The organism is uncultured Sphingomonas sp., from assembly GCF_946477935.1.
Taxonomy (GTDB): domain Bacteria; phylum Pseudomonadota; class Alphaproteobacteria; order Sphingomonadales; family Sphingomonadaceae; genus Sphingomonas.
In genome coordinates, this window is the sequence record NZ_CAMLAC010000008.1 from 12,451 (window position 1) to 35,044 (window position 22,594).

General features: G+C 66.7%; 16 protein-coding genes and 1 tRNA gene. 13 read left to right on the plus strand and 4 right to left on the minus strand.

The window, feature by feature from the left end; translation table 11 throughout:
• Positions 1–47: 47 nt before the first annotated feature.
• Complete coding sequence (locus tag Q0U08_RS01960) at positions 48–2,171, plus strand: DUF3857 domain-containing transglutaminase family protein (RefSeq protein WP_298089422.1); 2,124 nt, start codon at positions 48–50, stop codon at positions 2,169–2,171.
• A 77-nt stretch (positions 2,172–2,248) separates the two neighbouring features.
• On the opposite strand, the gene Q0U08_RS01965 is transcribed toward Q0U08_RS01960, so the two are convergent.
• Positions 2,249–2,325 (minus strand) — tRNA-Pro (locus Q0U08_RS01965).
• 192 nt (positions 2,326–2,517) lie between these two features.
• On the opposite strand from Q0U08_RS01965, the gene yajC reads away from it, so the two are divergent.
• The 4 genes from yajC to Q0U08_RS01985 are packed head-to-tail and all read left to right on the plus strand — an operon-like array spanning position 2,518 to position 5,833.
• Positions 2,518–2,856: a preprotein translocase subunit YajC gene (gene yajC / locus Q0U08_RS01970; RefSeq protein WP_298089423.1), complete on the plus strand. Its 339-nt coding sequence runs from the start codon at positions 2,518–2,520 to the stop codon at positions 2,854–2,856.
• A gap of 4 nt (positions 2,857–2,860) precedes the next feature.
• Positions 2,861–4,465, plus strand: a complete 1,605-nt coding sequence (secD, locus tag Q0U08_RS01975) for a protein translocase subunit SecD (protein WP_298089425.1) — start codon at positions 2,861–2,863, stop codon at positions 4,463–4,465.
• Between the two features lie 16 nt (positions 4,466–4,481).
• On the plus strand, positions 4,482–5,462 hold the full coding sequence (gene secF, locus Q0U08_RS01980; RefSeq protein WP_298089426.1) for a protein translocase subunit SecF: 981 nt from the start codon (positions 4,482–4,484) through the stop codon (positions 5,460–5,462).
• Complete coding sequence (locus Q0U08_RS01985; protein WP_298089427.1) at positions 5,462–5,833, plus strand: Mth938-like domain-containing protein; 372 nt, start codon at positions 5,462–5,464, stop codon at positions 5,831–5,833. The genes secF and Q0U08_RS01985 overlap by 1 nt, the downstream gene beginning before the upstream one ends.
• Here Q0U08_RS01985 and Q0U08_RS01990 read toward each other — a convergent pair.
• Positions 5,815–6,999, minus strand: a complete 1,185-nt coding sequence (locus tag Q0U08_RS01990) for a glycosyltransferase (RefSeq protein WP_298089428.1) — start codon at positions 6,997–6,999, stop codon at positions 5,815–5,817. The genes Q0U08_RS01985 and Q0U08_RS01990 overlap by 19 nt on opposite strands.
• 128 nt (positions 7,000–7,127) lie before the next feature.
• Here Q0U08_RS01990 and Q0U08_RS01995 point away from each other — a divergent pair, with 128 nt between their 5' ends.
• Positions 7,128–8,558 (plus strand): S41 family peptidase, encoded by a 1,431-nt coding sequence (locus tag Q0U08_RS01995; protein WP_298089429.1) that lies wholly within the window; start codon positions 7,128–7,130, stop codon positions 8,556–8,558.
• A 48-nt stretch (positions 8,559–8,606) separates the two neighbouring features.
• Here the strand turns inward: Q0U08_RS01995 and Q0U08_RS02000 are convergent, their stop codons facing one another.
• Positions 8,607–9,431 carry a class I mannose-6-phosphate isomerase gene (locus Q0U08_RS02000; RefSeq protein WP_298089430.1) on the minus strand — a complete coding sequence of 275 codons (825 nt, stop codon included), beginning with the start codon at positions 9,429–9,431 and terminating at the stop codon, positions 8,607–8,609.
• Positions 9,432–9,546: 115 nt separating this feature from the next.
• On the opposite strand from Q0U08_RS02000, the gene Q0U08_RS02005 reads away from it, so the two are divergent.
• The 7 genes from Q0U08_RS02005 (at position 9,547) to Q0U08_RS02035 (ending at position 22,168) form a co-directional block, all read left to right on the plus strand.
• On the plus strand, positions 9,547–10,497 hold the full coding sequence (locus Q0U08_RS02005; RefSeq protein WP_298089432.1) for an outer membrane protein assembly factor BamD: 951 nt from the start codon (positions 9,547–9,549) through the stop codon (positions 10,495–10,497).
• Between the two features lie 128 nt (positions 10,498–10,625).
• The gene (recN, locus tag Q0U08_RS02010; protein ID WP_298089433.1) at positions 10,626–12,290 is read left to right on the plus strand and encodes a DNA repair protein RecN; all 1,665 of its coding nucleotides are present in this window, start codon (positions 10,626–10,628) and stop codon (positions 12,288–12,290) included.
• A gap of 109 nt (positions 12,291–12,399) precedes the next feature.
• The gene (ligA, locus tag Q0U08_RS02015; protein WP_298089457.1) at positions 12,400–14,496 is read left to right on the plus strand and encodes an NAD-dependent DNA ligase LigA; all 2,097 of its coding nucleotides are present in this window, start codon (positions 12,400–12,402) and stop codon (positions 14,494–14,496) included.
• A 186-nt stretch (positions 14,497–14,682) separates the two neighbouring features.
• The gene (locus Q0U08_RS02020) at positions 14,683–18,162 is read left to right on the plus strand and encodes a TonB-dependent receptor (RefSeq protein WP_298089435.1); all 3,480 of its coding nucleotides are present in this window, start codon (positions 14,683–14,685) and stop codon (positions 18,160–18,162) included.
• Positions 18,163–18,263: 101 nt separating this feature from the next.
• Positions 18,264–19,385, plus strand: coding sequence for a sensor histidine kinase (locus Q0U08_RS02025; RefSeq protein ID WP_298089437.1), 1,122 nt, complete (start codon positions 18,264–18,266; stop codon positions 19,383–19,385).
• On the plus strand, positions 19,382–20,191 hold the full coding sequence (locus Q0U08_RS02030; RefSeq protein WP_298089438.1) for a LytTR family DNA-binding domain-containing protein: 810 nt from the start codon (positions 19,382–19,384) through the stop codon (positions 20,189–20,191). The genes Q0U08_RS02025 and Q0U08_RS02030 overlap by 4 nt, the downstream gene beginning before the upstream one ends.
• Positions 20,192–20,311: 120 nt before the next feature.
• The gene (locus Q0U08_RS02035; protein ID WP_298089440.1) at positions 20,312–22,168 is read left to right on the plus strand and encodes an ABC-F family ATP-binding cassette domain-containing protein; all 1,857 of its coding nucleotides are present in this window, start codon (positions 20,312–20,314) and stop codon (positions 22,166–22,168) included.
• A 118-nt stretch (positions 22,169–22,286) separates the two neighbouring features.
• On the opposite strand, the gene Q0U08_RS02040 is transcribed toward Q0U08_RS02035, so the two are convergent.
• A complete protein-coding gene (locus Q0U08_RS02040) occupies positions 22,287–22,550 on the minus strand; it encodes a DUF3297 family protein (protein ID WP_298089442.1) in 264 nt (87 codons plus the stop codon).
• Positions 22,551–22,594: the final 44 nt, after the last annotated feature.

Consider the following 22,594-nt stretch of genomic DNA (forward strand, 5'->3'; position numbering starts at 1 on the left):
TCCCCCGTTCCATCGTTAAGCTGTCCCTGAACTGGGGGGATGGAAAAATGGTCATTCGTGCCATGCGGGCTGGCGCATCGGCAGCCGCGATGCTTGCGGTTGCGGCGGGAAGTATGGCGCTCGCCACCAAGGGGGCGCAGACAGCGCAGACAGCCAAACCCGAAAATATACGCGGCCGCGCGGTTCTTTACGCGCCGGCGCCCGACTGGGTGATCGCACCGCCGGCGACAACCGATGCGCCGCTGCCGCCGGGTGCGCCGGTCCGCGTGCTATATGTCGATCAGCAGGTCCGCGTCACGGCCGACGGGCAGGAGGATTATCAGACCTCGCGCATCAAATTGCTGTCGCCGGAGGGGCTTGGCGCGGGCAATCTGGCGGTCGCATGGTCGCCGGCAAGTGAAGAGATGATCGTCCACCGCCTCGCGGTCATCCGTGGCGGACAGATCATCGACATTCTCGCGAGCCAGAAGTTCACCGTCATCCAGCGGGAGAACAATCTGGAACAGTCGATGCTCCACGGCGATCTGACCGCCACCTTGCAGACCGCAGGGCTGCAGGTCGGTGACGAGATCGTGTTCGCGGCAACCAAACGGCACCGTGACACCGGCCTTGGCGAACGACCGGAGGGATTCCTTCAATTGCCGGTCACCGGCATGCGGGGCGCCTATCGGGTGCGCCTGCTGACCCCCAGGGAAAGCAGCGTCGCCTACCGCGCGACCGCCGATACGCCGCAGCCGGCGGTCCGTGCGTTGGGCAACGAGACCGAGCGGCAATATGTGCTGACCGATCCCGATACGCCAACGGTGCCGGAGGATGCGCCACTCCGCTACCGGATCGCGCGGCTGGTGCAGTTCAGCGGCTATGGCGACTGGGCCGCCGTGTCGCGGGGCTTCGACCCGCTTTACGTCCGTGCAGGCGTGCTGGCCGCCGACTCACCCGTCAAGGCCGAGGCGGTGCGGATCGCCGCGACGACCACCGACCCTGCCCGCCGGGTGGAGGCGGCCCTGCGCGTCGTCCAGGATCAGATCCGCTATGTCTATGTCGGACTGGACGGGGGCAATTACCGTCCGGCCGCAGCGGATGAAACGTGGAAGCGGCGCTTTGGCGACTGCAAGGCCAAGACGGTGCTGCTGATCGCCCTGCTGCGGGAAATGGGGATCGCAGCCGAGCCGGTACTCGTCGCCAGCAAGGGCGGCGACGGCATCGACCAGCGCCTGCCGACGCCCAGCGTGTTCGATCATGTCGTCGTACGCGCGACCGTTGCCGGCAAGCCGGTATGGCTGGACGGAACCCGGCTCGGCGACCGGGGACTCGCAACGCTCGATCCGCCGGGGTCGCGCTGGGCGCTACCGCTGCGCACCGGTGGGGCTGCGCTGGAGCCGATCGCGCCGCGCCCGCCCCGCGTGCCGACGCGCATCGATGCGGTCGAGATCGATGCGTCGGCCGGCTTCGACAAGCCGGGCAAATACCGGCTCCAGCAGACGCTGCGCGGCGACGAGATCTTTGCGATGCGGGCGCAACTGGCCGGGGTCGCGGCCTCCGATGCCAACAAGCTTCTTGCCGCCTATTGGCGCCAGCAGATGCCGGATGTGGAGCCGAGCCGGACAGGCTGGCGCTTCGACGAGGATAACCGCCTGCTGGTGCTCGACATGGAAGGCGAAGGAAAGGTCGACTGGGACGGCGACGAAAAGGACGGCCACATCCATTATCTGTTCGCCGGCGGCTTTACGCCCCCCAGCGAACGCAAACGGCCAAAGGACCAGCCGCAGGACGCGCCCTTCGCCAATGACTATCCGGCCTTCACCTGCTCGTCGACGACGGTAAAGGTTCCGCCCGCGGGCAAGGGCCTGCACTGGACCTTCTCGTCCGGGCCGATGGACCGCAGCCTGGGCGGCGTCGCCTATTGGCGGATCGCATCGTTCGACGGTCAGACCGCGCGCATGGTCAGAAGCTACCGGGTCGACGTGCCGGAGATCAGCGCGGCCGATGCGGCTGCCCTCAATGCGGCGATCCCCGGCTTTGACAACAACAAGTCCTATGTCTGGGAAACAAAGGGCAAGCCCGGCCTTGCAGGGCAGATCGATGCCGCCGATCATTTCGGCAGCTTCGCGGAATTCGCCGGCGCCACACCGCCATGCCAGAGCGATATCGGGCGGGCCAGGACATCCTGATCATCGGAAAAGGGCGGGGTCTTCGGACCCTGCCGAACCGCACCGCGCGATCTTCGCCAGCGGCTTGCGGATAAGATTGGTCGGGGCGACAGGATTCGAACCTGCGACCCCCACACCCCCAGTGTGATGCGCTACCAGGCTGCGCTACGCCCCGACCAGAGCCGGCGCCTCTAGGCCCAGTTTTCGTGCAACGCAAGCCCCAAGCGCGTCAGGGGCCGCAACCGTCGATCGAACGCCCCGCCCGCGCGGCCGTCCATTGCGCGTTCGCCCCGGCAATGGTAGCGGGCACCGCTTAATCGCCTGGCCGTTTCGCGACGTCCATGCCCACCAGTCACGAACGGGTCCGATGTTCATTTCCACCGCATTCGCACAGGCCGCTGCCGGCGCAGGATCACCGGGCGGGTTCGCCTCGTTCCTCAGCCTTGCGCCGCTGCTCCTCGTCTTCGTCGTCTTCTACTTCCTGATGATCCGCCCGCAGCAACGCCGGATGAAGCAGCTTCAGGCCGCCGTGGAGGGCGTGAAGAAGGGCGATTCGGTCACCACCGCCGGCGGCATCGTCGGCCGCGTGACCCGCGTCGAGGACAAGCTGGTCGAGGTGGAGATCGCCCCCAATGTCCGCGTCCGCGTGGTCAAGGCGACGCTGACCGACGTTGCCAATCCGCTCGCCAAGCCCGCGAACGACTGATCCCATGCTGGACTTCCCCCGCTGGAAGGTCACCTCGATCGTCGCCCTGATCGCGGTCCTGTGTGCGCTTTCCATTCCGAGCTTCCTGCCCGAGCGCATCACCAACGGGTGGGGCGCGTTCCCACATCCGAAGGTCAATTTCGGCCTCGACCTCGCCGGCGGCAGCTATCTGCTGCTGGAGGCGGACACGCAGGATCTGGCCAATTCGCGGCTGGAGACGATGCGCGACCAGGTGGCGACCGAAATGCGCCGCCAGAATCCGCGCATCGCGATCGGCGACATCTCCACCCGCGGCGGGCAGCTCAGCTTCATGCTGCGCGATGCGTCTCAGGTCGATGCCGCGCGCGAGCGGCTGCTGGCGATCACCGGCGGCGGCGCGGGGATGACCGGCCAGCGTGAATGGGACATCCAGGTCGTCGACACCAGCCGCTTCGTGCTGAAGCCGACCCAGGCCGGGCTCAATCAGGCGGTCAACACCGCAATGGGCGACGCGACCGAGGTCGTACGCCGCCGTATCGATGAACTCGGCACGCGCGAGCCGACGATCGTGCGTCAGGGCGCCAACCGCATCGTCGTGCAGGTACCGGGGCTTCAGGATCCGCAGGCGCTGAAGGATCTGCTCGGCAAGACCGCGCGGCTGGAGTTCAAGCTGGTCGACACGACCGCGAACCCGGCCGAGCTGCTGAAGGGCAATGCCCCTCCCGGCAGCCAGATCCTGCCCTATCCGGACAATCCCCTGGGCGTGCCGGTGATCGCGGTGACGCGGCCCGTCATCATTTCCGGCGACCAGTTGGTCGATGCCCAACAGACCTTCGACCAGCAGACCAACGCGCCGCAGGTGGCGATCACCTTCGACAGCCAGGGCGGCCGCAAGTTCGCCCGCGTGACGCAGGAGAACACGAACAAGCCGTTCGCGATCATCCTCGACAACAAGGTGATCTCCGCCCCCAACATCAACGAGCCGATCCTGGGCGGCCGTGCATCGATCTCGGGCAACTTCACCGTGCAGACCGCGAACGAACTCGCCATCGCGCTGCGCTCGGGCAAGCTGCCGATCGCGCTCAAGGTGATCGAGGAGCGGACCGTCGGCGCCGAACTCGGCAACGACTCGATCCGTGCGGGCGTGCTCGCCTCGATCGTCGCGGTCGTCGCGGTCGTCATCTTCATGCTGGTGACCTATGGCCGCTTCGGTTTCTATGCGAACCTGGCCGTGGTCATCAACGTCCTCATCATCCTGGCGGTGATGGCGATGATCGGCGCGACGCTGACCCTGCCCGGCATCGCCGGCTTCGTGCTGACCATCGGCACCGCGGTCGATGCCAACGTGCTGATCAACGAGCGTATTCGTGAGGAGCGACGACGCGGGCGCAACGTCGTCCAGGCGGTCGAGCTTGGCTACAAGGAAGCCAGCCGCACGATCTTCGAGGCGAACACGACCCACGCGATCTCCGGCGTCATCATGCTGATGCTGGGCTCCGGCCCGGTGAAGGGCTTCGCGGTCGTGCTGCTGATCGGCATCGTCACCAGCGTGTTCACCGCCGTCACCTTCACCCGCATGCTTGTGGCTTTGTGGCTCCGCCGCACCAAGCCCAAGACGATCAACATTTGAGGCGGGAGAAGAACCCATGCGTCTCCTGAAACTCGTCCGCGACGACACCAACATCGATTTCGTCCGCCTGCGCGGCTGGGCGTTCGGCCTCACCCTGTTGCTGACCGTGCTCGCGGTCGGCGTCACCTTCGCCAAGGGCCTCAATCTGGGCGTCGACTTCGTCGGCGGCCTGATGATCGAGGAAACTTTCCCAACCAAGCCTTCCATGGATCGTCTGCGTAGCGTTATCGACGACCTAGGCGTAGGCGAAGCCAATCTGCAGACGGTGGGCGATGGCCGTACGGTCACTATTCGCCTGCCCGTCCCTACCTCTAACGACGAGGGCGCCACCAACGCGGTCGTGCGCAAAGTTGAGGCCGGGGTAGGCAAGGCTTTCCCTGGTGCCACTTTCTCCCGCTATGACACGGTAACCGGCAAGGTTTCGGGCGAGTTGATCCGCAACGGCCTGCTCGCGGTGGTGCTGGCGGTCCTGGGCATCGGCCTGTTCGCCATCTTCCGCTTCGAATGGCAGTTCGGCATCTCGACCATCGTCGCGATCGTCCACGACCTGCTCGTCACCCTCGGCTTCTTCGCGATCACCCAGTTCGAACTCGACCTGACGATCATCGCCGCCTTCCTCACCATCATCGGCTATTCGATCAACGACAAGATCGTGATCGACGATCGTATCCGCGAGAATATGCGCCGCTATCGCAAGATGGAGATGCGCGACATCATCAACCTGTCGGTCAATGAAACGCTGCCGCGCACGGTGATGACCTCGGTCACCATTTTGCTGGCGCTGTTCGCGCTGCTGATGCTGGGCGGCCATGTGCTGCGCGGCTTCACCGCGGCGATGATCCTGGGCATCGTGGTCGGCACCTATTCGTCGATCTACGTCTCGTCCTCGCTGCTCATCACGCTGGGTCTGCGCGCCGAGCCCAACCGCGAGAAGCCCGGCACCACCGACAAGCGTCCCGTGCCGGAGGCGGAGCGCATCACCCCGCGGGAGGGCTGATGCGCGTTACCCGCGATCCGCTGGCGCCCGGCCCGATCGTCGCGGGCTTTTTGGGCAACGGCTTCCGGGTGGGCGAAATCGCTTACCCGGCGCTGCTCCTCAGCCCGGACTGGCATGAGGACTGGGCGCCGCCGCCGCTGGACGCGCTCACCATCGAAGCGCTGGCGGGACTGACCGCCGAGCGGCCCGAGTTCATCCTGATCGGTACCGGCGCGACCCTGCGCCGCCCGCCCCAGGCGCTGGTCCGCGCGCTCGAGGCATCGAACATCGGCGTCGAGGTGCTGAGCAGCCGCACCGCCGCGCGTGACTGGGGAGTACTGCGCGGCGAGGGCCGCCAGATCGGTGCCGCGCTCTATCCGCTGGACGCCTGACGCCGCGCCACCAGCCCGGCCAGATGCGCGTACAGCGTTGCGGCATTGGTTTCCCAACTGAACCCCGCGACGCTGGCGCGCACCGCTGCCGGATCGGGCGCCTCGGCCAACACCGCGGCGATCCCCGCCGCAAACGCCGCGGAATCCCGCGCCACGACGCGACCGGACGTCGGGCCGGTTACCACCTCCCCCGCCCCACCCGCATCGGTGATGACGATCGGCGTCCCGCAGGCCAGCGCCTCCACCCAGGCATTGGCCAGTCCTTCGGACGAGGAAGCCAGCGCCATCACGTCCGCCATCGCCAGCAGCTGCGGCATGGCCTCATGCGCCACACTGCCCAGCAGCCTTGCCCGGTCGCCGATCCCCAGCGCGGCAATCCGTTCGGTCAGCCTTGCGCGCTCCGGACCCTCGCCCGCGATCCACACGCTGACGCCCGGCAGCCGCGCCACCGCATCCAGCACGATGTCATGGCCCTTGCGCGGGATCAGCGCTCCCAGCGAAACGACCAGCGGGCCGGCGACGCCCGCCGCCCGCTTTGCCGCGGCGCGGGCTCGCGGGCGAAAGCGATCATGGTCGATGCCCGTGTGGTGTACCGCGATCCGCTCCCCCGGCATGCCGAGTACGATCATGTCGCCCCGCATCGCGCCACTGACCGCCAGCATGCCGTCCGCCCCCCGCGCAGCGGCCAGCACCTGCCCTGCGGTAGCGGGCGCGCGACCCCATAGGTGAATATCCGCCCCCCGCGCCTTGATCGACACCGGCACGCCGTAGCGGCGCCCCAGCGCAACCGCCGCCGGCCCGTCGGGGAAGAAGAAGGACGCATCGATGACATCGAAGGGCCGCTCCGCATGAAGCCGGTCCATCAGCGGGATCAACGCCGCGACCAGCGCGCGGACATGCCAGCGCCCGCCCGTTCCCGGCACGGTCGTGAAGCGCGGCCGATGCACCTTCAGACTGCGCCAGGTCTCGTAGCTGGGCAGCGCCGCCATCGCCGCGAAGCGCGTAGACCGTCGCAGCGGCCAGACCGGCAGTCCGATCGGCGCGATGACGCGCACGTCAACGCCCGCACGCCGCGCCAGCCCTGCCGTCTGCCGCTCCACGAAAATGCCGAAGTTGGGCCGTGTCGCGTCGGGAAACAGCGAAGACAAGGTCAGGACGTGCAGCATCACCGCCAGCGTAGCGGGAAAGCGTTAACCGCGCCTACCGTACAGACGTTCACGGGTGGGCAAGTTTCCACCTGACAGAGTGAAGTCGCGGCCATATCGTGGTCCGCAACATACGGGGGATATGTTGCATGAAGTTTCATAAATGGGGTGCGGCGATCGCGATCGCCGCCATGGTGTCGGCCTGTGGCGGTGATGACGGCGGCAGCGGGGCGGGAACGTCCGCAGGCGGCACCGCCTCCGGCACGACGGTCAACGGCTGCTCGTTGGCGGCGCGTCAGCAATGGGCCGCGCAACAGTTGCGCGAATGGTATCTCTTCCCGGAAACGCTACCGGCCAGTCTGAACCAGGGCGCCTACACCACCGTCGAAGAATATATCGATGCGCTGACCGCCACTGCCCGCAGCCAGAGCAAGGACCGCTACTTCACCCACATCACCTCGATCCGCGAGGAAAATGCCTATTACGAATCGGGTGCCAGTGCCGGTTTCGGCCTGCGGTTCACGCTGGATGCCAGCCGGACGCGCCTGATGATCGCCGAGGCGTTCGAGGGCGGGCCGGGGCTGGCCGCCGGCATTGATCGCGGCGCGGAACTGATCGGCATCGGCACCACCACCGGCAATGTGCGCAGCATCCAGGATATCGTCACCGCCAATCGGCAGACCGGACTGGAGGATGCGCTGGGTCCGGACACCGCCGGCACCGCGCGCGTCCTGCGCATCGTCGCCAACGGCGCGACCCGCGACATCAGCGTCACCAAGGCCGATTTCGCGCTTCAGCCCGTATCGTCGCGCTATGGCACGCAGATCATCAACGATGAGGGACGGCGCGTCGGCTATCTGAACCTACGCACCTTTATCAACACCGCCGACCCGCAACTGCGCGCCGCCTTTGCGACGTTCAAGCAGCAGGGCGTCACCGACGTGGTGATCGACCTGCGCTACAATGGCGGCGGCCTGATCGACACCGCAGAACTGTTCAGCGACCTGCTGGCGGGCGCTCGCCAGCCGAGCGAGGTGCAAAGCTACACCAGCTATCGCCCCGACAAGGCGAGCCGCAACACGACGCGCCTGTTCCGGCCCCAGCCCGAATCGATCGCGCCCACGCGAATCGCCTTTATCGGCACCGGCGGCACGGCATCGGCCAGCGAACTGGTGATCAATGCCGCGATCCCCTATTTCAAGGCCAATGCCGCACTGATCGGCACGAACACCTATGGCAAGCCGGTGGGGCAGATCGCGCTCGACCGTGCCGAGTGCGACGATCGCCTCCGCGTGGTCGCGCTGGCGACGCAGAATGCTGATCGCCAGGGTGAGTATTACACCGGCCTCGCTGGCTTCGTGAAGGCGAGTTGCCAGGCCGGCGACGACCTGTCCCGCCCGATGGGCGACCCGCAGGAGGCCTCCACTCGGGCCGCGCTGAATTTCCTGGCCGGCCGCACCTGCACGCCGATCAACACGTCCGGCAGCGCCAGCGCGCGCAGCGTATCGGCATCATCCTATCGCCTGCTGACGCCGACGCGGCCCACGACCCCGCAACGCGAGGTGCCCGGCCTGTTCTGACCCGGCAACCCGGCCCTCCCCTGTCGGGAGGGCCGGACCTCTGCGCGATTACAGCCGTGTGGTGCCTGGATAGGCGAACAGCGCATCGCCGCCCTCGCGCAGCGTCACCGTTTCGCTGCCCGTCACCGTCACGCATTGGCCCGCCGCGAACGCTACGCCCGCGACCTCGCCCGCGCCGGTGATCGGCACCAGCCAGCCGGTCCGCCCTTGCGGCAGCGCCGCCGCGTGATCGCCCGCCGACCAGCGCTCCAGCACGAATTTCGGCCCCTCGACCAGAATGGTGCGCCCCTCGCCCACCGGGCCGGGCGAGGTGATCGGCTGGTACGGCTCCAGATGCGCGACATCGACGCCGTCTTCCAGATGCAGCTCGCGGTCGCTGCCATAATCGTACAGGCGATAGGTCGTCTCCGAATTCTGCTGCACCTCGATCAGGGTCAGCCCGCCGCCGATGGCATGCACCGTACCGGACGGCGCGTAATAGAAATCGCCCGCCTTGACCGGCACCCAGTCCAGATCCTCCTCGATCGACCCGTCCTGCGCATCGGCGCGGAGCTGATCCTTGCTGATCGGCTGCTTCGGCCCCAGGGCGATCGTCGAATCGGGCTCCGCCGCCAGGATCGTCCAGCATTCGTCCTTGCCGCGCGGCAGGCCGCGGGCCTGCGCCTGCGCATCGTCAGGGTGGACCTGCACCGACAGCTTCTCGCTGGTGAACAGATATTTGATCAGCAGATCGGGCGTGGTGTCGCCCGGCTGCTGGAACCACACCTCGCCGATCGGCGCGCCGTCTGCTGGTGCATCCTCGAAACCGGGATACAAGGTATGGCGGCCCCAGGGCTTTTCGACGCGGTGGGTGTGGAGCAGCGTGGCCGGCATGGCGAACATCCTTTGCGGGTAGACGATAGAACGTGGGGCATCGCATTGCCCTGATCCCGCGGTCATGCAAGGGGACTGTTCGGCTCGCCAACGCTCGGCTAAGGAAATCCCCGCAATGCGTATCCCCCAGTCCCGAGCGCTGTCGCTGGCGCTGATCGCCGCCCTGGCTCTTCCCATCGCCGGTTGCGCCCGCAACCGTGCCCGGACCGACCTGCCCTATGTCGCGCGCGACGTCGGCACGCTCTACACCACCGCCAAGAACCGGCTGGACCAGGGGCGCTTCAAGGAAGCGGCGCTGCTGTTCGACGAGGTGGAGCGCCAGCATCCCTACTCGATCTGGGCACGCCGCGCGCAGTTGATGAGCGCGTTCAGCTATTATCTGTCGCGCGACTATACGCAGGCGATCCAGTCGGCGCAGCGTTTCCTGTCGGTCCATCCCGGCAACCGCGATGCACCCTATGCCTATTATCTGATCGCGCTCAGCTATTACGAGCAGATCACCGATGTGACGCGCGATCAGAAGATCACCCGCCAGGCGCTGGACGCGCTGGGCGAGTTGATGCGCCGCTATCCCAACACGCGCTACGCCGCCGATGCCCGCCTGAAGGTCGATCTGGTCAACGACCATCTCGCCGGCAAGGAAATGGAGATCGGCCGCTTCTACGAAGGGCGCGGCCAATGGCTCGCCGCCTCCATGCGGTTCCGCACCGTGATCGACCAGTATCAGACGACGACGCACGCCCCCGAGGCGCTGATGCGCCTGACCGAGACCTATCTGGCGCTGGGCGTGCCGCAGGAGGCGCAGCGGTCCGCCGCCGTGCTGGGCGCCAATTATCCGGGGTCCGACTGGTACAAGCGTGCCTATCGCCTGATGGAGCAGCATCCCGCCAAGCCGCTCCCGCCGGTCGCGCCCGGCCAGCCGGTGGTGCCGGACGGCACGCCCGGATCGGTCAACACCGGCCTGCCTGGTGAAAGCGGCAGCGGCACGCCGACCACCGGCCCCGCCACGCAACCCTCCACCGTCGGCCCCAACAGCAGCCCCAACACCGGCGGCCGCACCAACTGATCCCGGTGCCGTGCCCCTCTCGATCAGGGGGGCACGGCATCGCCATTCCGGCCGATCGCGAACAAATCGTGACCATGGATGCGCAAAAGGGATAACGGCGCTCGCGAAAATCGCCTATATCGCGCACCATGCTGATTGCGCTGTCCATTCGCGACGTGGTATTGATCGAGGCACTCGATCTCGATTTCGGCTCCGGCCTGGGCGTGCTGACCGGGGAAACCGGGGCGGGCAAGTCGATCCTGCTCGATGCACTGGGTCTGGCGCTCGGCGGGCGGGGCGAAAGCGGCCTGGTCCGCCACGGCGCCGCGCAGGCGGTGGTGACCGCCACCTTCGAGCCGCCTGCCCCCGGCAGCCGCCTTGCCGCGATCCTGGAAGACGCCGGCGTTGAGATCGAACCGGGCGAGCCGCTGTTCGTCCGCCGTCTCGTCAAGGCCGATGGCGGCAGCCGCGGCTTCGTCAACGATCAGCCGGCGTCGGCCGCCTTGCTGCGCGAGCTGGCGCCTTTTCTGGTCGAGGTGCATGGCCAGCATGACGATCGCGGCCTGCTGAACCCACGCGGCCACCGTGCGCTGCTCGACAGCTTCGGACGTATCGACACCGGCGGCGCCGCGGCCGCCTGGCGGACATGGCGCGCGGCGGAGGCCGAATTGGACGCCGCGCGCGCCGAGATCGAGACCGCCGCCCGCGACCGCGAATGGCTGGAACATGCCGTTGCCGAGTTGACAAAACTGGCCCCCGAACCCGGCGAGGAAGAGGCGCTGGCCGACAAGCGTCGCACCATGCAACGCTCCGAGAAGATCGCCGGAGAACTCGCCGCGATCGACGAATATCTGGAAGGATCGGACGGCGGCCTCACCCGTCTGCGTCAGGCCGCCCGCGTGCTGGAGCGCATTGCCGAGGATCATCCGGCACTCGGCGATGCGCTCGCGGCCGTCGACCGTGCGGTGATCGAGGCATCGGTGGCCGAGGAACGGCTGGCCGAGGCACGGCTGTCGCTCGCCTATGATCCGCGTACGCTGGAAGATGACGAGGCGCGATTGTTCGAATTGCGCGGCATGGCCCGCAAGCACCGCGTCCAGCCCGACGATCTGGCCGCGCTTGCCGACGATCTGCGCGGCCGGCTGGAACGGCTGGAGGCGGGCGAAGGCGGCATCGCCAAGCTGGAGAAACGCGCCCAGTCCGCCCGTGCCGCTTATGACAGCGCTGCCGCAACCCTGTCCAAGCAACGCCATGCCGCCGCCGGGCGCCTCGACGCCGCGGTAAAGGGCGAGTTGGCCCCGCTGAAGCTGGACGCCGCCCGCTTCCGCACCATCGTCGTTCCGCTGGAGGAGACCGGTTGGTCGGGTGCAGGCAAGGACCGGGTCGAATTCGAGATTGCGACCAATCCCGGCGCGCCCTTCGCCCCCCTGGTCAAGATCGCCAGCGGCGGCGAATTGTCGCGCTTCATCCTCGCGCTGAAGGTGGCGCTGGCCGAGGAAGGCGGTGCGGCCACGATGGTGTTCGACGAAATCGATCGCGGCGTCGGCGGCGCGGTGGCGTCCGCGATCGGCGAGCGCCTGCACCGGCTGGCGACGCGCACGCAGTTGCTGGTCGTCACCCACAGCCCGCAGGTCGCGGCGCGTGGGGCGGCGCACCTGTTGATCGCCAAGGCGCATGACGGCACGGTGACGCGCACCGGCGTGCGTGCGCTCACCGACGCCGAACGCCGCGAGGAGATCGCCCGCATGCTCTCCGGCGCGACGATCACCGACGAGGCACGCGCACAGGCCGAACGCCTGCTGGAAACCGCCTGACCGAATGGTGGTGACGCTGGCGGCTTGATCGCCGGGTATCGACTGGCCTAGCAGCTATCCAGTGACCAAAGCTCCCCCGCCCGCCACGGACCTGCCCGCCACCGACCTTCTGGCCGCCGCCGAGCTCGGATCGCTCAGCCAGACGATCGCGCATCACAATCGGCTCTACCATACCGACGACGCGCCGGAGATTTCCGACGCGGACTATGACGCGCTGGTCCGTCGCAATGCCGCGCTGGAAGCCGCCTTCCCGCATCTGGTGCGCGCCGATTCGCCCAGCCGCCAGGTCGGCGCCGCGCCTGCCGGACATCTCGCCAAGGTCGCCCATGCCCGGCCGATGATGAGCCTGGACAATGCCTTTGCCGATGACGAGGTGGTCGAGTTCGTCGCCCGCGTCCGCCGCTATCTGAAGCTGGCCGCGGATACGCCCGTCGCGCTCACCGCCGAGCCGAAGATCGATGGCCTGTCCTGCTCGCTACGGTACGAGCGTGGCCGGCTGGTCCAGGCGCTGACCCGCGGCGACGGCACGGTGGGCGAGGATGTCACCGCCAATGTCCGCACCATCGCCGACATTCCCGCCACCTTCCACGGCGATGCGCCCGACATTTTCGAGATCCGTGGCGAGGTCTATATGGCCAAGGCCGACTTCGCCGCGCTCAACGCCCGTTTGCTTGCCGAGGCGGACAGCCCCGAAAAGGCGCGCCAGTTCGCCAATCCGCGCAACGCCGCCGCCGGCTCGCTGCGCCAGAAGGATGCCGCGATCACCGCCACTCGCCCGTTGCGCTTCCTGGCGCATGGCTGGGGAGAGGCCAGCGCGATGCCCGCCGATACCCAGAGCGGCGTCGTTGCGGCGATCCGCGACTGGGGCTTTCCGGTCGCCGGTGATTTCGCCCGGTGCGAAGGAGTGGACGATGCGCTCGCCCGGTACCGCGCGATCGAGGCCAAGCGCGCCGACCTGCCCTTCGATATCGACGGCGTCGTCTACAAGGTCGACCGCCTCGACTGGCAGCAGCGGCTGGGCCAGGTCGCGCGCGCGCCGCGCTGGGCTTTGGCGCACAAATTTCCCGCCGAACGCGCGCAGACCACGCTCAACGCGATCGATATCCAGGTCGGTCGCACCGGCAAGCTGACCCCCGTCGCCCGGCTGGAGCCGGTGACGGTGGGCGGTGTCGTCGTCACCAACGCGACGCTGCACAATGCGGACGAGGTCGGCCGGCTGGGCGTCCATCCCGGTGACCGCGTCGTTCTGCAGCGCGCCGGCGACGTCATCCCGCAGATCGTCGAGAACCTGTCGCGCGACGATGCGCGCGCGCCCTGGCCTTTTCCCACCCATTGTCCCGAATGCGGATCGGCGGCCGAGCGCGCCCCGGGCGAGGTCGACTGGCGCTGCTCGGGCGGTCTGGTCTGCCCTGCGCAGCGTGTCGAACGGCTCCGCCATTTCGTGTCCCGCCACGCCCTCGACATCGACGGCATGGGGATCACTACGATCGAGGCGTTTTTCCGCGATGGCCTGATCCAGACCCCCGCCGACATTTTCCGCCTGACCGAAGAGATATTGCTCGGCCGCGAGCGCTGGGCCGAGATATCCGCACGCAACCTGATCGCGGCGATCGACGCACGCCGCGCCCCTCCCCTCGACCGCTTCCTCTTCGCACTCGGCATCCGCCACGTCGGCGAAGTCACCGCCCGTGACCTCGCCCGCCGCTGGAGCAGTTGGACCAACCTCACCGACATGATCGCCCGCGCCCTCTCCGAGCGCGATGCCATCCCACCCGCCCTCGGCGAGCCGGATGACAAGCACCTCGCCCGCGTCGCCAAGGCCCTGGCCGCCGTGGTCGACACCAAGCAGGTCGGCCCGGAGGTCGCACTCGCCCTCGTCGATTTCTTCGCCGAGCCCCACAACCAGGACGCCGTACAGGACCTGCTCACCCAGGTCGCCCCCGCCGACATCCTCTGGCAAACCCGCTCCTCCGACGTCAGCGGCAAAACGCTGGTCTTCACCGGCACCCTCGAAACCCTGTCCCGCGACGAAGCCAAGGCGCAGGCCGAGGCACTGGGCGCCCGCGTGTCCGGCTCGGTCAGCGCCAAGACGGATCTGGTGATCGCCGGTCCGGGCGCCGGATCGAAGCTGAAGAAAGCCAGCGACTTGGGGGTCAAGGTGATCGACGAGGCGGAATGGAACGCCCTGGTGGCGGCAAGCGGCTGACGCCGATTAAATCCGCCGCAAAAAGGTCATAATTCGTGGCTTTTTTGCAACGCAGCACAGCCGATTTTCGCGAGTGTTACAGTGCCATAGCGACTGTAACAGAAACGCAATACTCGGGCGGCAGGGGCACGCCTAACCGGTCCTTCAGACCACCGGTCGGCGCGCTGCGCAAAGGGGTATAATTCAATGCGAACCAATTTGTTCCTGGGTGTGGCTGCGGTCGCGCTCGTGATGCCGGTGGCGGCCACCGCACAGGAAACGACGTCGGCGATCCGCGGCACCGTGACGGCAGGCGGCACCCCCGTCGCCGGCGCGACCGTGACGATCGTCAACGTTCCCACCGGAACCACCACCACCACGACCACCGATGCGAACGGCGGCTTCTCGTCGACCGGCCTGCGTCCAGGCGGTCCCTACACCGTGTCGGTCGCTGCCGCCGGCTATCAGGGTGCGCAGGTCACCGACATCCAGACCGTGGTCGCCCAGTCGTTCGAACTGCCGATCGAACTGACCGCCGCCGGAACCGCCGACGCGGGTGAGGGCGAAGAGATCGTCATCAGCGCCTCGCGCCTGCCCAATGCGCGCACGGTGTCGCAGGGTCCTGCAACCGTTCTGAACGCTGACGACATCGCCAACATCGCCAGCCTCAACCGCGACATTCGCGACCTGTCGCGCCGCGATCCGTTCGCCCGCCTGGACGACACGCCGACCGGCGGCCGCGCCATCTCGTTCGCCGGCCAGAACGCCCGCTACAACCGCTTCACCGTGGACGGCGTGCCAATCACCGACAATTTCGGCCTCAACGCCGATGGCCTTCCGAGCCGCCGCTCGCCGATCCCGTTCGACGCAATTGGTCAGTTCCAGGCACAGGTCGCCCCCTATGACGTCCGCCAGGGCAACTTTCAGGGCGGCGCGATCAACATCATCCTGAAGTCGGGCACCAACGACTTCCATGGCACCGGCTTCTACGCGCGTTCGGGCGACGAGTTCGTCGGCAAGCGCACCAAGCCTGGCCCGGGCATCCCGACCGGCCGCGCCGCAGTGCCGAACTTCAAGATCGATAATTTCGGCGCCGAACTTTCCGGTCCGATCATCCGCGACAAGCTGTTCTTCATGGTGGCGGGCGAGCGTCTGCGCGGCGGCCGTCCGATCCCGGAAGGTCCCACCGACAACAATGCCGGCACCGCGATCCCCAACCTGACGCAAGCGCAGGTCGATCAGGTGTCGGATATCGCGCAACGCATCTATGGCTATGACACGGGCGGCGTGCAGCGCAGCCTGAACGACAAGGACGACCGCGTCGTTGCCCGCATCGATGCGAACCTTTCCGATACGCAGCGCCTGGCGCTGACCTATACCTATGCCGATGACGGCATCACGCTGCTGAACAACACCTTCAGCACGATCACCACCGGCAGCCCGGGCCTGGGCCTGGCGTCGAACGCCTACACGCAGGGCAACCGCCTGCACACCGGCGTGGTGCAGTTGAACTCCGACTGGTCGGACACCTTCTCGACCGAGGCGCGCGGCTTCTACAAGCACTATACGCGTATCCAGGAGCCGCTGCTCGGCCGTGGCTTCGCGCAGATGCGCGTCTGCACCAACCCCGTTTCGCAAGGGTCGCTGACGGGTTGCGAAGGCCGCACCGGCCAGACCGGCACCGACGCCGTCGTGGCCTTTGGTCCGGACAGCTCGCGCCAGACCAACCAGCTCTATACCGAAACCTGGGGTGGCCTGCTCCAAGCGCGCCTGACGATGAACGACCACGACGTCCGCGTCTTCACCGAAATCCAGGACGTGTCGGTCTTCAACTCGTTCCTGCAGAACAGCGCCGGCGCCTATTATTTCGACTCGATCGCCGACTTCGAGGCGCGTCGTGCCAATACCTTCCAGTACGGCAACGCGATTCGCGACAATAATGGCCTGCCCGCCTTCAACCCGGACGCAGCCGCGGCAAGCTTCGGCTACCAGAGCTACACGTTCGGCGTCATGGACAACTGGCGCGTCACGCCCACGCTGACCTTCAGCTACGGCGCGCGCTACGACCTGTATGCGATGCACGACCGCCCCGCGCTCAGCACCGCGTACCTCGCCCGCTATGCCAATGGTGCGATCGTCAATGGCGAGCGCAAGACGATCGCCGGCAACACCACCAACATCTCGGGCTTCAACCTCTTCCAGCCGCGCATCGGCTTCGACTGGAAGCCTGCACGCCGGCTCTCGATCCGCGGTGGCGGCGGCATCTTCGGCGGCGGCACCCCCGACGTCTATGTGTCGAACAGCTTCTCCAACACCGGCGTGCTGACCAACTCGCTGTCGATCAATCGCACCGCGACCGGCTTCACCGGATTCCCCGGCGGCACCGACGCGGCAACGCAGATCGCGGTTGGCAATGCGGCGCTGAACGGCGTCACCGGCAACTCGATCCCTGGTTCGGTGAACACCACGCTGGGCAATGCTGCCATCGCCACCAGTGCCACGGTCAACGCGCTCGACCCGAACTTCAAGGTGCCGTCGCAGTGGCGTACCACGCTGTCGGGCGAGTATAACGCCAATCTGGGCCCGCTGGGTGACAACTGGATCTTCGGCGCCGACTTCCTGTATTCGCGCGTTCGCAACCAGGTGTATTTCACCGACATCCGCTCGCAGCCGATCGCTGGATCGCTGACGCCGGATGGCCGCCAGCGTTACCAGAACATCATCGACGGCGCGGCCAGCACCAACACCAACACCGACATCCTGCTGACCAACACCACCCGGGGCCGGTCGTACATCGCGGTCGCGCGCTTCGAAAAGGCGTGGGATCTCGGCCTGACCATCAACGGCAGCTTCACTTACGCCGATGTGAAGGATCAGGCGCCGGCGACCTCGTCGACCGCGGGTTCGAACTACAGCAACGGTGCGTTCGTCGATCCGAACAACGTCGCCTACGGCATCTCGAACGATCAGGTGAAGTACTTCTTCAAGTACGGCGTCAACTTCGATCATGCCTTCTTCGGCGATTACAAGACGCAGATCGGCCTGTTCGGCGAGACGCGCATCGGTCACCCGTTCAGCTACACCTTCCAGGACTATCAGCCCTCGGGTGGCACGCCGCGTTCGGCGATCTTCGGCACCACCGGCCGCAGCACGGCGACCGGCACCGGCGGCAACCGCTACCTGATGTACGTGCCGACGGTGAACGATCCGCTCGTGTCGTACAGCAGCGTCGAGTACCAGAATGCGCTCAATGCGTTCATCGACGCATCGGGCCTGAGCAAGTATCGTGGCAAGATCGCGCCGCGTAACGCGTTCAACTCGCGCTGGTTCACGCGTCTCGACCTGCACGTCTCGCAGGAAATCCCGACCGGCTTCGGCGGCTCGCGCCTCCAGGTCTTCGCGGACATCGAGAACTTCACCAACTTCATCAACAAGAAGTGGGGCCAGCTCCGCGAGTACACCTTCCCGTACAACGCAGCGGTCACGCAGGTGCAGTGCCTGACAACGCCGGTTGCCACCGGCACCGCGCTTACGCCTGCCCAGACCACGGCCAACGCAAGCCAGGCCTGCGCGCAGTATCGCTACTCGCCGCTCGGTGGCACGACCAGCTTCACGACCCCGACCGACCAGGTCTATGTGAACCAGTCGCTCTACTCGATCCGCGTCGGTGCGCGCTTCACCTTCTGATCCGCGTCACCACCCAAACCGAAGGCCGTCGCTCCCTTGCCGGAGCGGCGGCCTTCGTCGTTTTGCACCGGCGCCCCGGTGCGTGTAGAGCCCGCATTGCAATGGCCACGTCTTCGCTCGCTGCTCCTTCGCGCCCGCCGCTGTCCGCGCGGCCGTTTTTCGAGAACAAGGCGCGTGCCTTCTGGATTTTGCAGGCCGCCGGGTGGAGCGGCTATCTGGTCCTGCGCAGCGTCGTGGCGATCTCGAACGGCTTCTCGCTCGAAAAGATCATCCCGGTCATCATCGAGGCGATCCTGGGCTATTGCATCACGCTGCTGCTCTCGACGCTGTACGGCTATTACCGGCGCATCCCGCGCATCGCGGGTGTGTTCCTGACGCTGGCGACGCTGAGCGCCGCGACCTTCCTCTACGCCTCGCTCAATGCCTTTTCCTTCTCGTTCATCACCACCTCCACCCCCGGCGTCAGCCTGATCCTGCTGCTCGGCACGCTGTTCCTGAACCTGGTGGTGCTCGCCGGCTGGTCGGCGCTCTATTTCGCGATCAACTATTATCTGATCGTCGAGGACCAGATGGACGAGATGCGCGCGCTGGAGCTGCAGGCGTCGTCCGCGCAACTGGCGATGCTACGCTACCAGTTGAACCCGCATTTCCTGTTCAACACGCTCAATTCCATCTCCACGCTGGTGCTGCTGAAACAGACCGAGCGGGCGAACGCGATGCTCAGCCGGCTGTCCTCCTTCCTGCGCTACACCCTTGCCAACGAGCCTACCGCGCACGTCACCGTCGCGCAGGAAGTGGAGACGCTGAAGCTGTACCTCGAAATTGAAAAGATGCGTTTCGAGGAGCGGCTGCGCCCCAGCTTCGAGATCGATCCCCGCGCCGAACGCGCTCGCCTGCCCTCGCTGCTGCTCCAGCCACTCGTTGAAAATGCGATCAAATATGCTGTCACTCCGCAGGAGGAAGGCGCCGAGATCGCGGTCAGCGTGCGGCTCGCCGGGCAATGGGTGCAGATCGGCGTATCGGACAGCGGTCCCGGCTTGCACGAGGTGCGGCATTCGCCAAGCCTTTCAACCGGTGTGGGGCTCTCCAATATCCGGGAGCGGCTGGCGCAGGCTTATGGCCTGCACCATCGCTTCGAGACGCGCTCCGCGCCCGCTGGCGGGTTTTCGGTTCATATCGAGATCCCGTTCCAGCTCGAGACTGTGAATAGAGAGGCCGCATGACCATCCGTACCATCCTCGTCGACGACGAGCCCCTGGCGATCCAGGGACTGGAGCTTCGCCTCCAGGCGCACGACGACGTCGAGATCATCGAGAAATGCATGAACGGGCGCGAGGCGATCCGCGCGATCAAGACGCACAAGCCCGATCTGGTCTTTCTCGACATCCAGATGCCCGGTTTCGACGGCTTTTCGGTCGTCCAGGGGCTGATGGAGGTAGAGCCGCCGCTGTTCGTCTTCTGCACCGCCTATTCCGATCACGCCCTGCGCGCGTTCGAGGCGCAGGCGGTCGATTACCTGATGAAGCCGGTGGACGAATCGCGGCTGGGCGACACGCTCGATCGCGTCCGCCAGCGCCTGGCCGAGAAGCGCGGTGCCAACGAAACCGAAAAGCTGAAGGAAGCGCTGGCCGAACACGCCCCCGAGGCGGCGGCCGACCTGACCGCCGATGGCGCCGGCAGCGGCGAACACGCATCCAACCGCTTTGAAAAGCTCATCAACATCAAGGATCGCGGCCAGATCTTCCGCGTCGATGTCGACACGATCGAGCTGATCGAGGCGGCGGGCGATTACATGGTCATCAAGACCGGCGACAATTCGCTGGTCCTGCGTGAAACCATGAAGGATCTGGAGAAGCGCCTCGACCCCCGCCGCTTCCAGCGCGTCCATCGCTCGACGATCGTCAATCTCGATCTGGTCAAGCAGGTGAAGCCGCACACCAACGGCGAATGCTTCCTGGTGCTCGACTCGGGCGCGCAGGTGAAGGTCTCGCGATCCTACCGCGATGTGGTGGCGCGCTTCGTTCACTGATCGCAGGGTGCGCCGAAGCATCCATCCTCTCGACATGCGGGTCGGCCGGCAACGGCCGGCCCGTTTTGCATGGAGGCTTCCCCCGTGACGCCGGCCCCGCAAAATGCTAACGGCGCGCCCATGCTCAATCTCAACGGCATCACCGTGCGGCTCGGCGGCCGCACGATCCTCGACCGCGCATCGGCGGCACTTCCTCCCGGCAGCCGCGTCGGCCTGATCGGCCGCAACGGCGCGGGCAAGTCGACGCTCGTCCGCGTCATCGCCAAGCAGTTGGAGGCCGACGAGGGCGCCGCCGAGATGCCGCGCGGCAGCCGCCTCGGCTATATCGCGCAGGAGGCCCCTTCGGGCACCTCCACGCCGTTCGACACGGTGCTGGAAGCCGATACCGAGCGCGCCACGCTGATGGTCGCGTCCGAGACGGAGACCGATCCTGACAAGCTGGGCGACATCTACGAACGCCTGATCGCGATCGACGCCTATACCGCGCCCGCGCGCGCCGCGACGATCCTGAAGGGTCTGGGCTTCGACGAGGAGATGCAGGGCCGCCCGCTCGACAGCTTCTCGGGCGGGTGGAAGATGCGCGTCGCGCTCGCCGCCCTGCTCTTCTCCGCGCCGGACGTGCTGCTGCTCGACGAGCCGTCGAACCACCTCGATCTCGAAGCGGTGATGTGGCTGGAGGATTTCCTCAAATCCTACCGCGCCACCATCCTGCTGGTCAGCCACGAGCGCGACTTCCTCAACAACGTCGTCGACCACATCCTGCATCTGCAGGGTGGCAAGGTGACGCTCTATGTCGGCGGCTACGACTCGTTCGAGCGCCAGCGTGCCGAACGCATGGCGCAGTTGGCGGCCGCCAAGGCGAACCAAGACGTGCAGCGCGCCAAGTTGCAGGACTATATCGCCCGCAACTCGGCCCGCGCCTCCACCGCCAAGCAGGCGCAGAGCCGGCAGAAGATGCTCGCCAAGATGCAGCCGATCGCCGAGCTGGCGAACGACCCATCGCTGTCCTTCGACTTCCCCGATCCCGACGAGTTGCGCCCGCCGCTCATCACGCTCGACATGGCGACGGTCGGCTATGCCGAAACCCCGATCCTGAAGCGGCTGAACCTGCGTCTCGACCCCGATGACCGGATCGCGCTGCTCGGCCGCAACGGCAACGGCAAGACGACGCTGGCGCGCCTGCTCGCCGCGCAACTGGCGCCGATGGACGGCGAGATGAACGCGTCGGGCAAGATGCGCGTCGGCTATTTCACCCAGTATCAGGTGGAGGAACTCGACGCGACCGATACGCCGCTCGAACACATGACCCGCATCATGAAGGGCGCCAGCCCGGCGGCGGTACGCGCACAACTCGGTCGCTTCGGCTTTTCGGGCGACAAGGCGACGACTTTGGTCGGCAAGCTGTCGGGCGGCGAGCGTGCGCGCCTGGCGCTCGCGCTCATCACCCGCGATGCGCCGCACATGCTGATCCTCGACGAGCCGACCAACCACCTCGACGTCGACGCACGCGAGGCGCTGGTCCAGGCGCTGAACGGCTATAAGGGCGCGGTCGTCCTCGTCAGCCACGATCGCCACATGCTGGAAATGACCGCGGACCGGCTGGTGCTGGTCGATCAGGGCACCGCGCGCGAATTCGATGGGACGCTGGACGATTACATCGCCTTCGTGCTGTCCGGCGACAGCAAGCCTGCCGAACCCAAATCCGCCAATAAGTCGGATCGCAAAGCGTCCGCGGCGTACAAGGAAGCGGAAAAGGCCCGCAAGAAACTGATCCGCGAGGCGGAGGCGGAGACCACGAAGCTGACCGCCGAACTGACCGAGATCGATCGCGCGATGTTCGATCCCTCGACCGCCACACCCGCGCTGGCGAAACTGACGATGACGGACCTGATGAAGCGCCGCGCGGCGCTACAGGATCAGCTGGAGGCCGCCGAAACCCGCTGGATGGAAGCCAGCGAAGCCCTGGAAGCGGCCTGACCCTTACCCCCTCTCCCCTCCGGGGAGAGGGAGGGGCCTGCGGCCGAAGGCCGTGGGAGGGTGAGGGGCAGCCCAGCAGTGCGACGCTGCTTGCAGGCCCCTCACCCTCCAAAGAAGATTACGCCTCCTCCGCGTCACCCGCCGCGGGATTCTCGATCCAGGCCTCGACCGGCCCGGTCAACTTGATCGTCAGCGGCCGGCCATGCCGGTCCATCTTCTTGCCCAGCGCGACCCGGATCCAGCCCTCGGAAATCGAGTATTCCTCGACATCGCGGCGTTCCTGCCCCTTGAAGCGGATGCCAACCCCGCGCTGGAGCAGGTCCTGGTCGAAATACGGGCTGTCGGGGCTCGTCGAAAGACGATCGGGAGGCGTATCGGTCATGCGCCGCGCTTAGCCTTGCGGCCATCGGCTTGCCAAGCAAAAGC

Excerpts from the sequence above, each read along its gene's own strand:
- secF (WP_298089426.1), top strand. The coding sequence starts at position 4,482 with ATGCGTCTCCTGAAACTCGTCCGCGACGACACCAACATCGATTTCGTC.
- yajC (WP_298089423.1), top strand. The coding sequence starts at position 2,518 with ATGTTCATTTCCACCGCATTCGCACAGGCCGCTGCCGGCGCAGGATCA.
- Q0U08_RS02025 (WP_298089437.1), top strand. The coding sequence starts at position 18,264 with ATGGCCACGTCTTCGCTCGCTGCTCCTTCGCGCCCGCCGCTGTCCGCG.
- Q0U08_RS02040 (WP_298089442.1), bottom strand. The coding sequence starts at position 22,550 with ATGACCGATACGCCTCCCGATCGTCTTTCGACGAGCCCCGACAGCCCG.
- secD (WP_298089425.1), top strand. The coding sequence starts at position 2,861 with ATGCTGGACTTCCCCCGCTGGAAGGTCACCTCGATCGTCGCCCTGATC.
- Q0U08_RS02005 (WP_298089432.1), top strand. The coding sequence starts at position 9,547 with ATGCGTATCCCCCAGTCCCGAGCGCTGTCGCTGGCGCTGATCGCCGCC.
- Q0U08_RS02020 (WP_298089435.1), top strand. The coding sequence starts at position 14,683 with ATGCGAACCAATTTGTTCCTGGGTGTGGCTGCGGTCGCGCTCGTGATG.
- Q0U08_RS01985 (WP_298089427.1), top strand. The coding sequence starts at position 5,462 with ATGCGCGTTACCCGCGATCCGCTGGCGCCCGGCCCGATCGTCGCGGGC.
- Q0U08_RS01990 (WP_298089428.1), bottom strand. The coding sequence starts at position 6,999 with ATGCTGCACGTCCTGACCTTGTCTTCGCTGTTTCCCGACGCGACACGG.
- Q0U08_RS01995 (WP_298089429.1), top strand. The coding sequence starts at position 7,128 with ATGAAGTTTCATAAATGGGGTGCGGCGATCGCGATCGCCGCCATGGTG.
- recN (WP_298089433.1), top strand. The coding sequence starts at position 10,626 with ATGCTGATTGCGCTGTCCATTCGCGACGTGGTATTGATCGAGGCACTC.
- Q0U08_RS01960 (WP_298089422.1), top strand. The coding sequence starts at position 48 with ATGGTCATTCGTGCCATGCGGGCTGGCGCATCGGCAGCCGCGATGCTT.
- Q0U08_RS02030 (WP_298089438.1), top strand. The coding sequence starts at position 19,382 with ATGACCATCCGTACCATCCTCGTCGACGACGAGCCCCTGGCGATCCAG.
- Q0U08_RS02000 (WP_298089430.1), bottom strand. The coding sequence starts at position 9,431 with ATGCCGGCCACGCTGCTCCACACCCACCGCGTCGAAAAGCCCTGGGGC.
- Q0U08_RS02035 (WP_298089440.1), top strand. The coding sequence starts at position 20,312 with ATGCTCAATCTCAACGGCATCACCGTGCGGCTCGGCGGCCGCACGATC.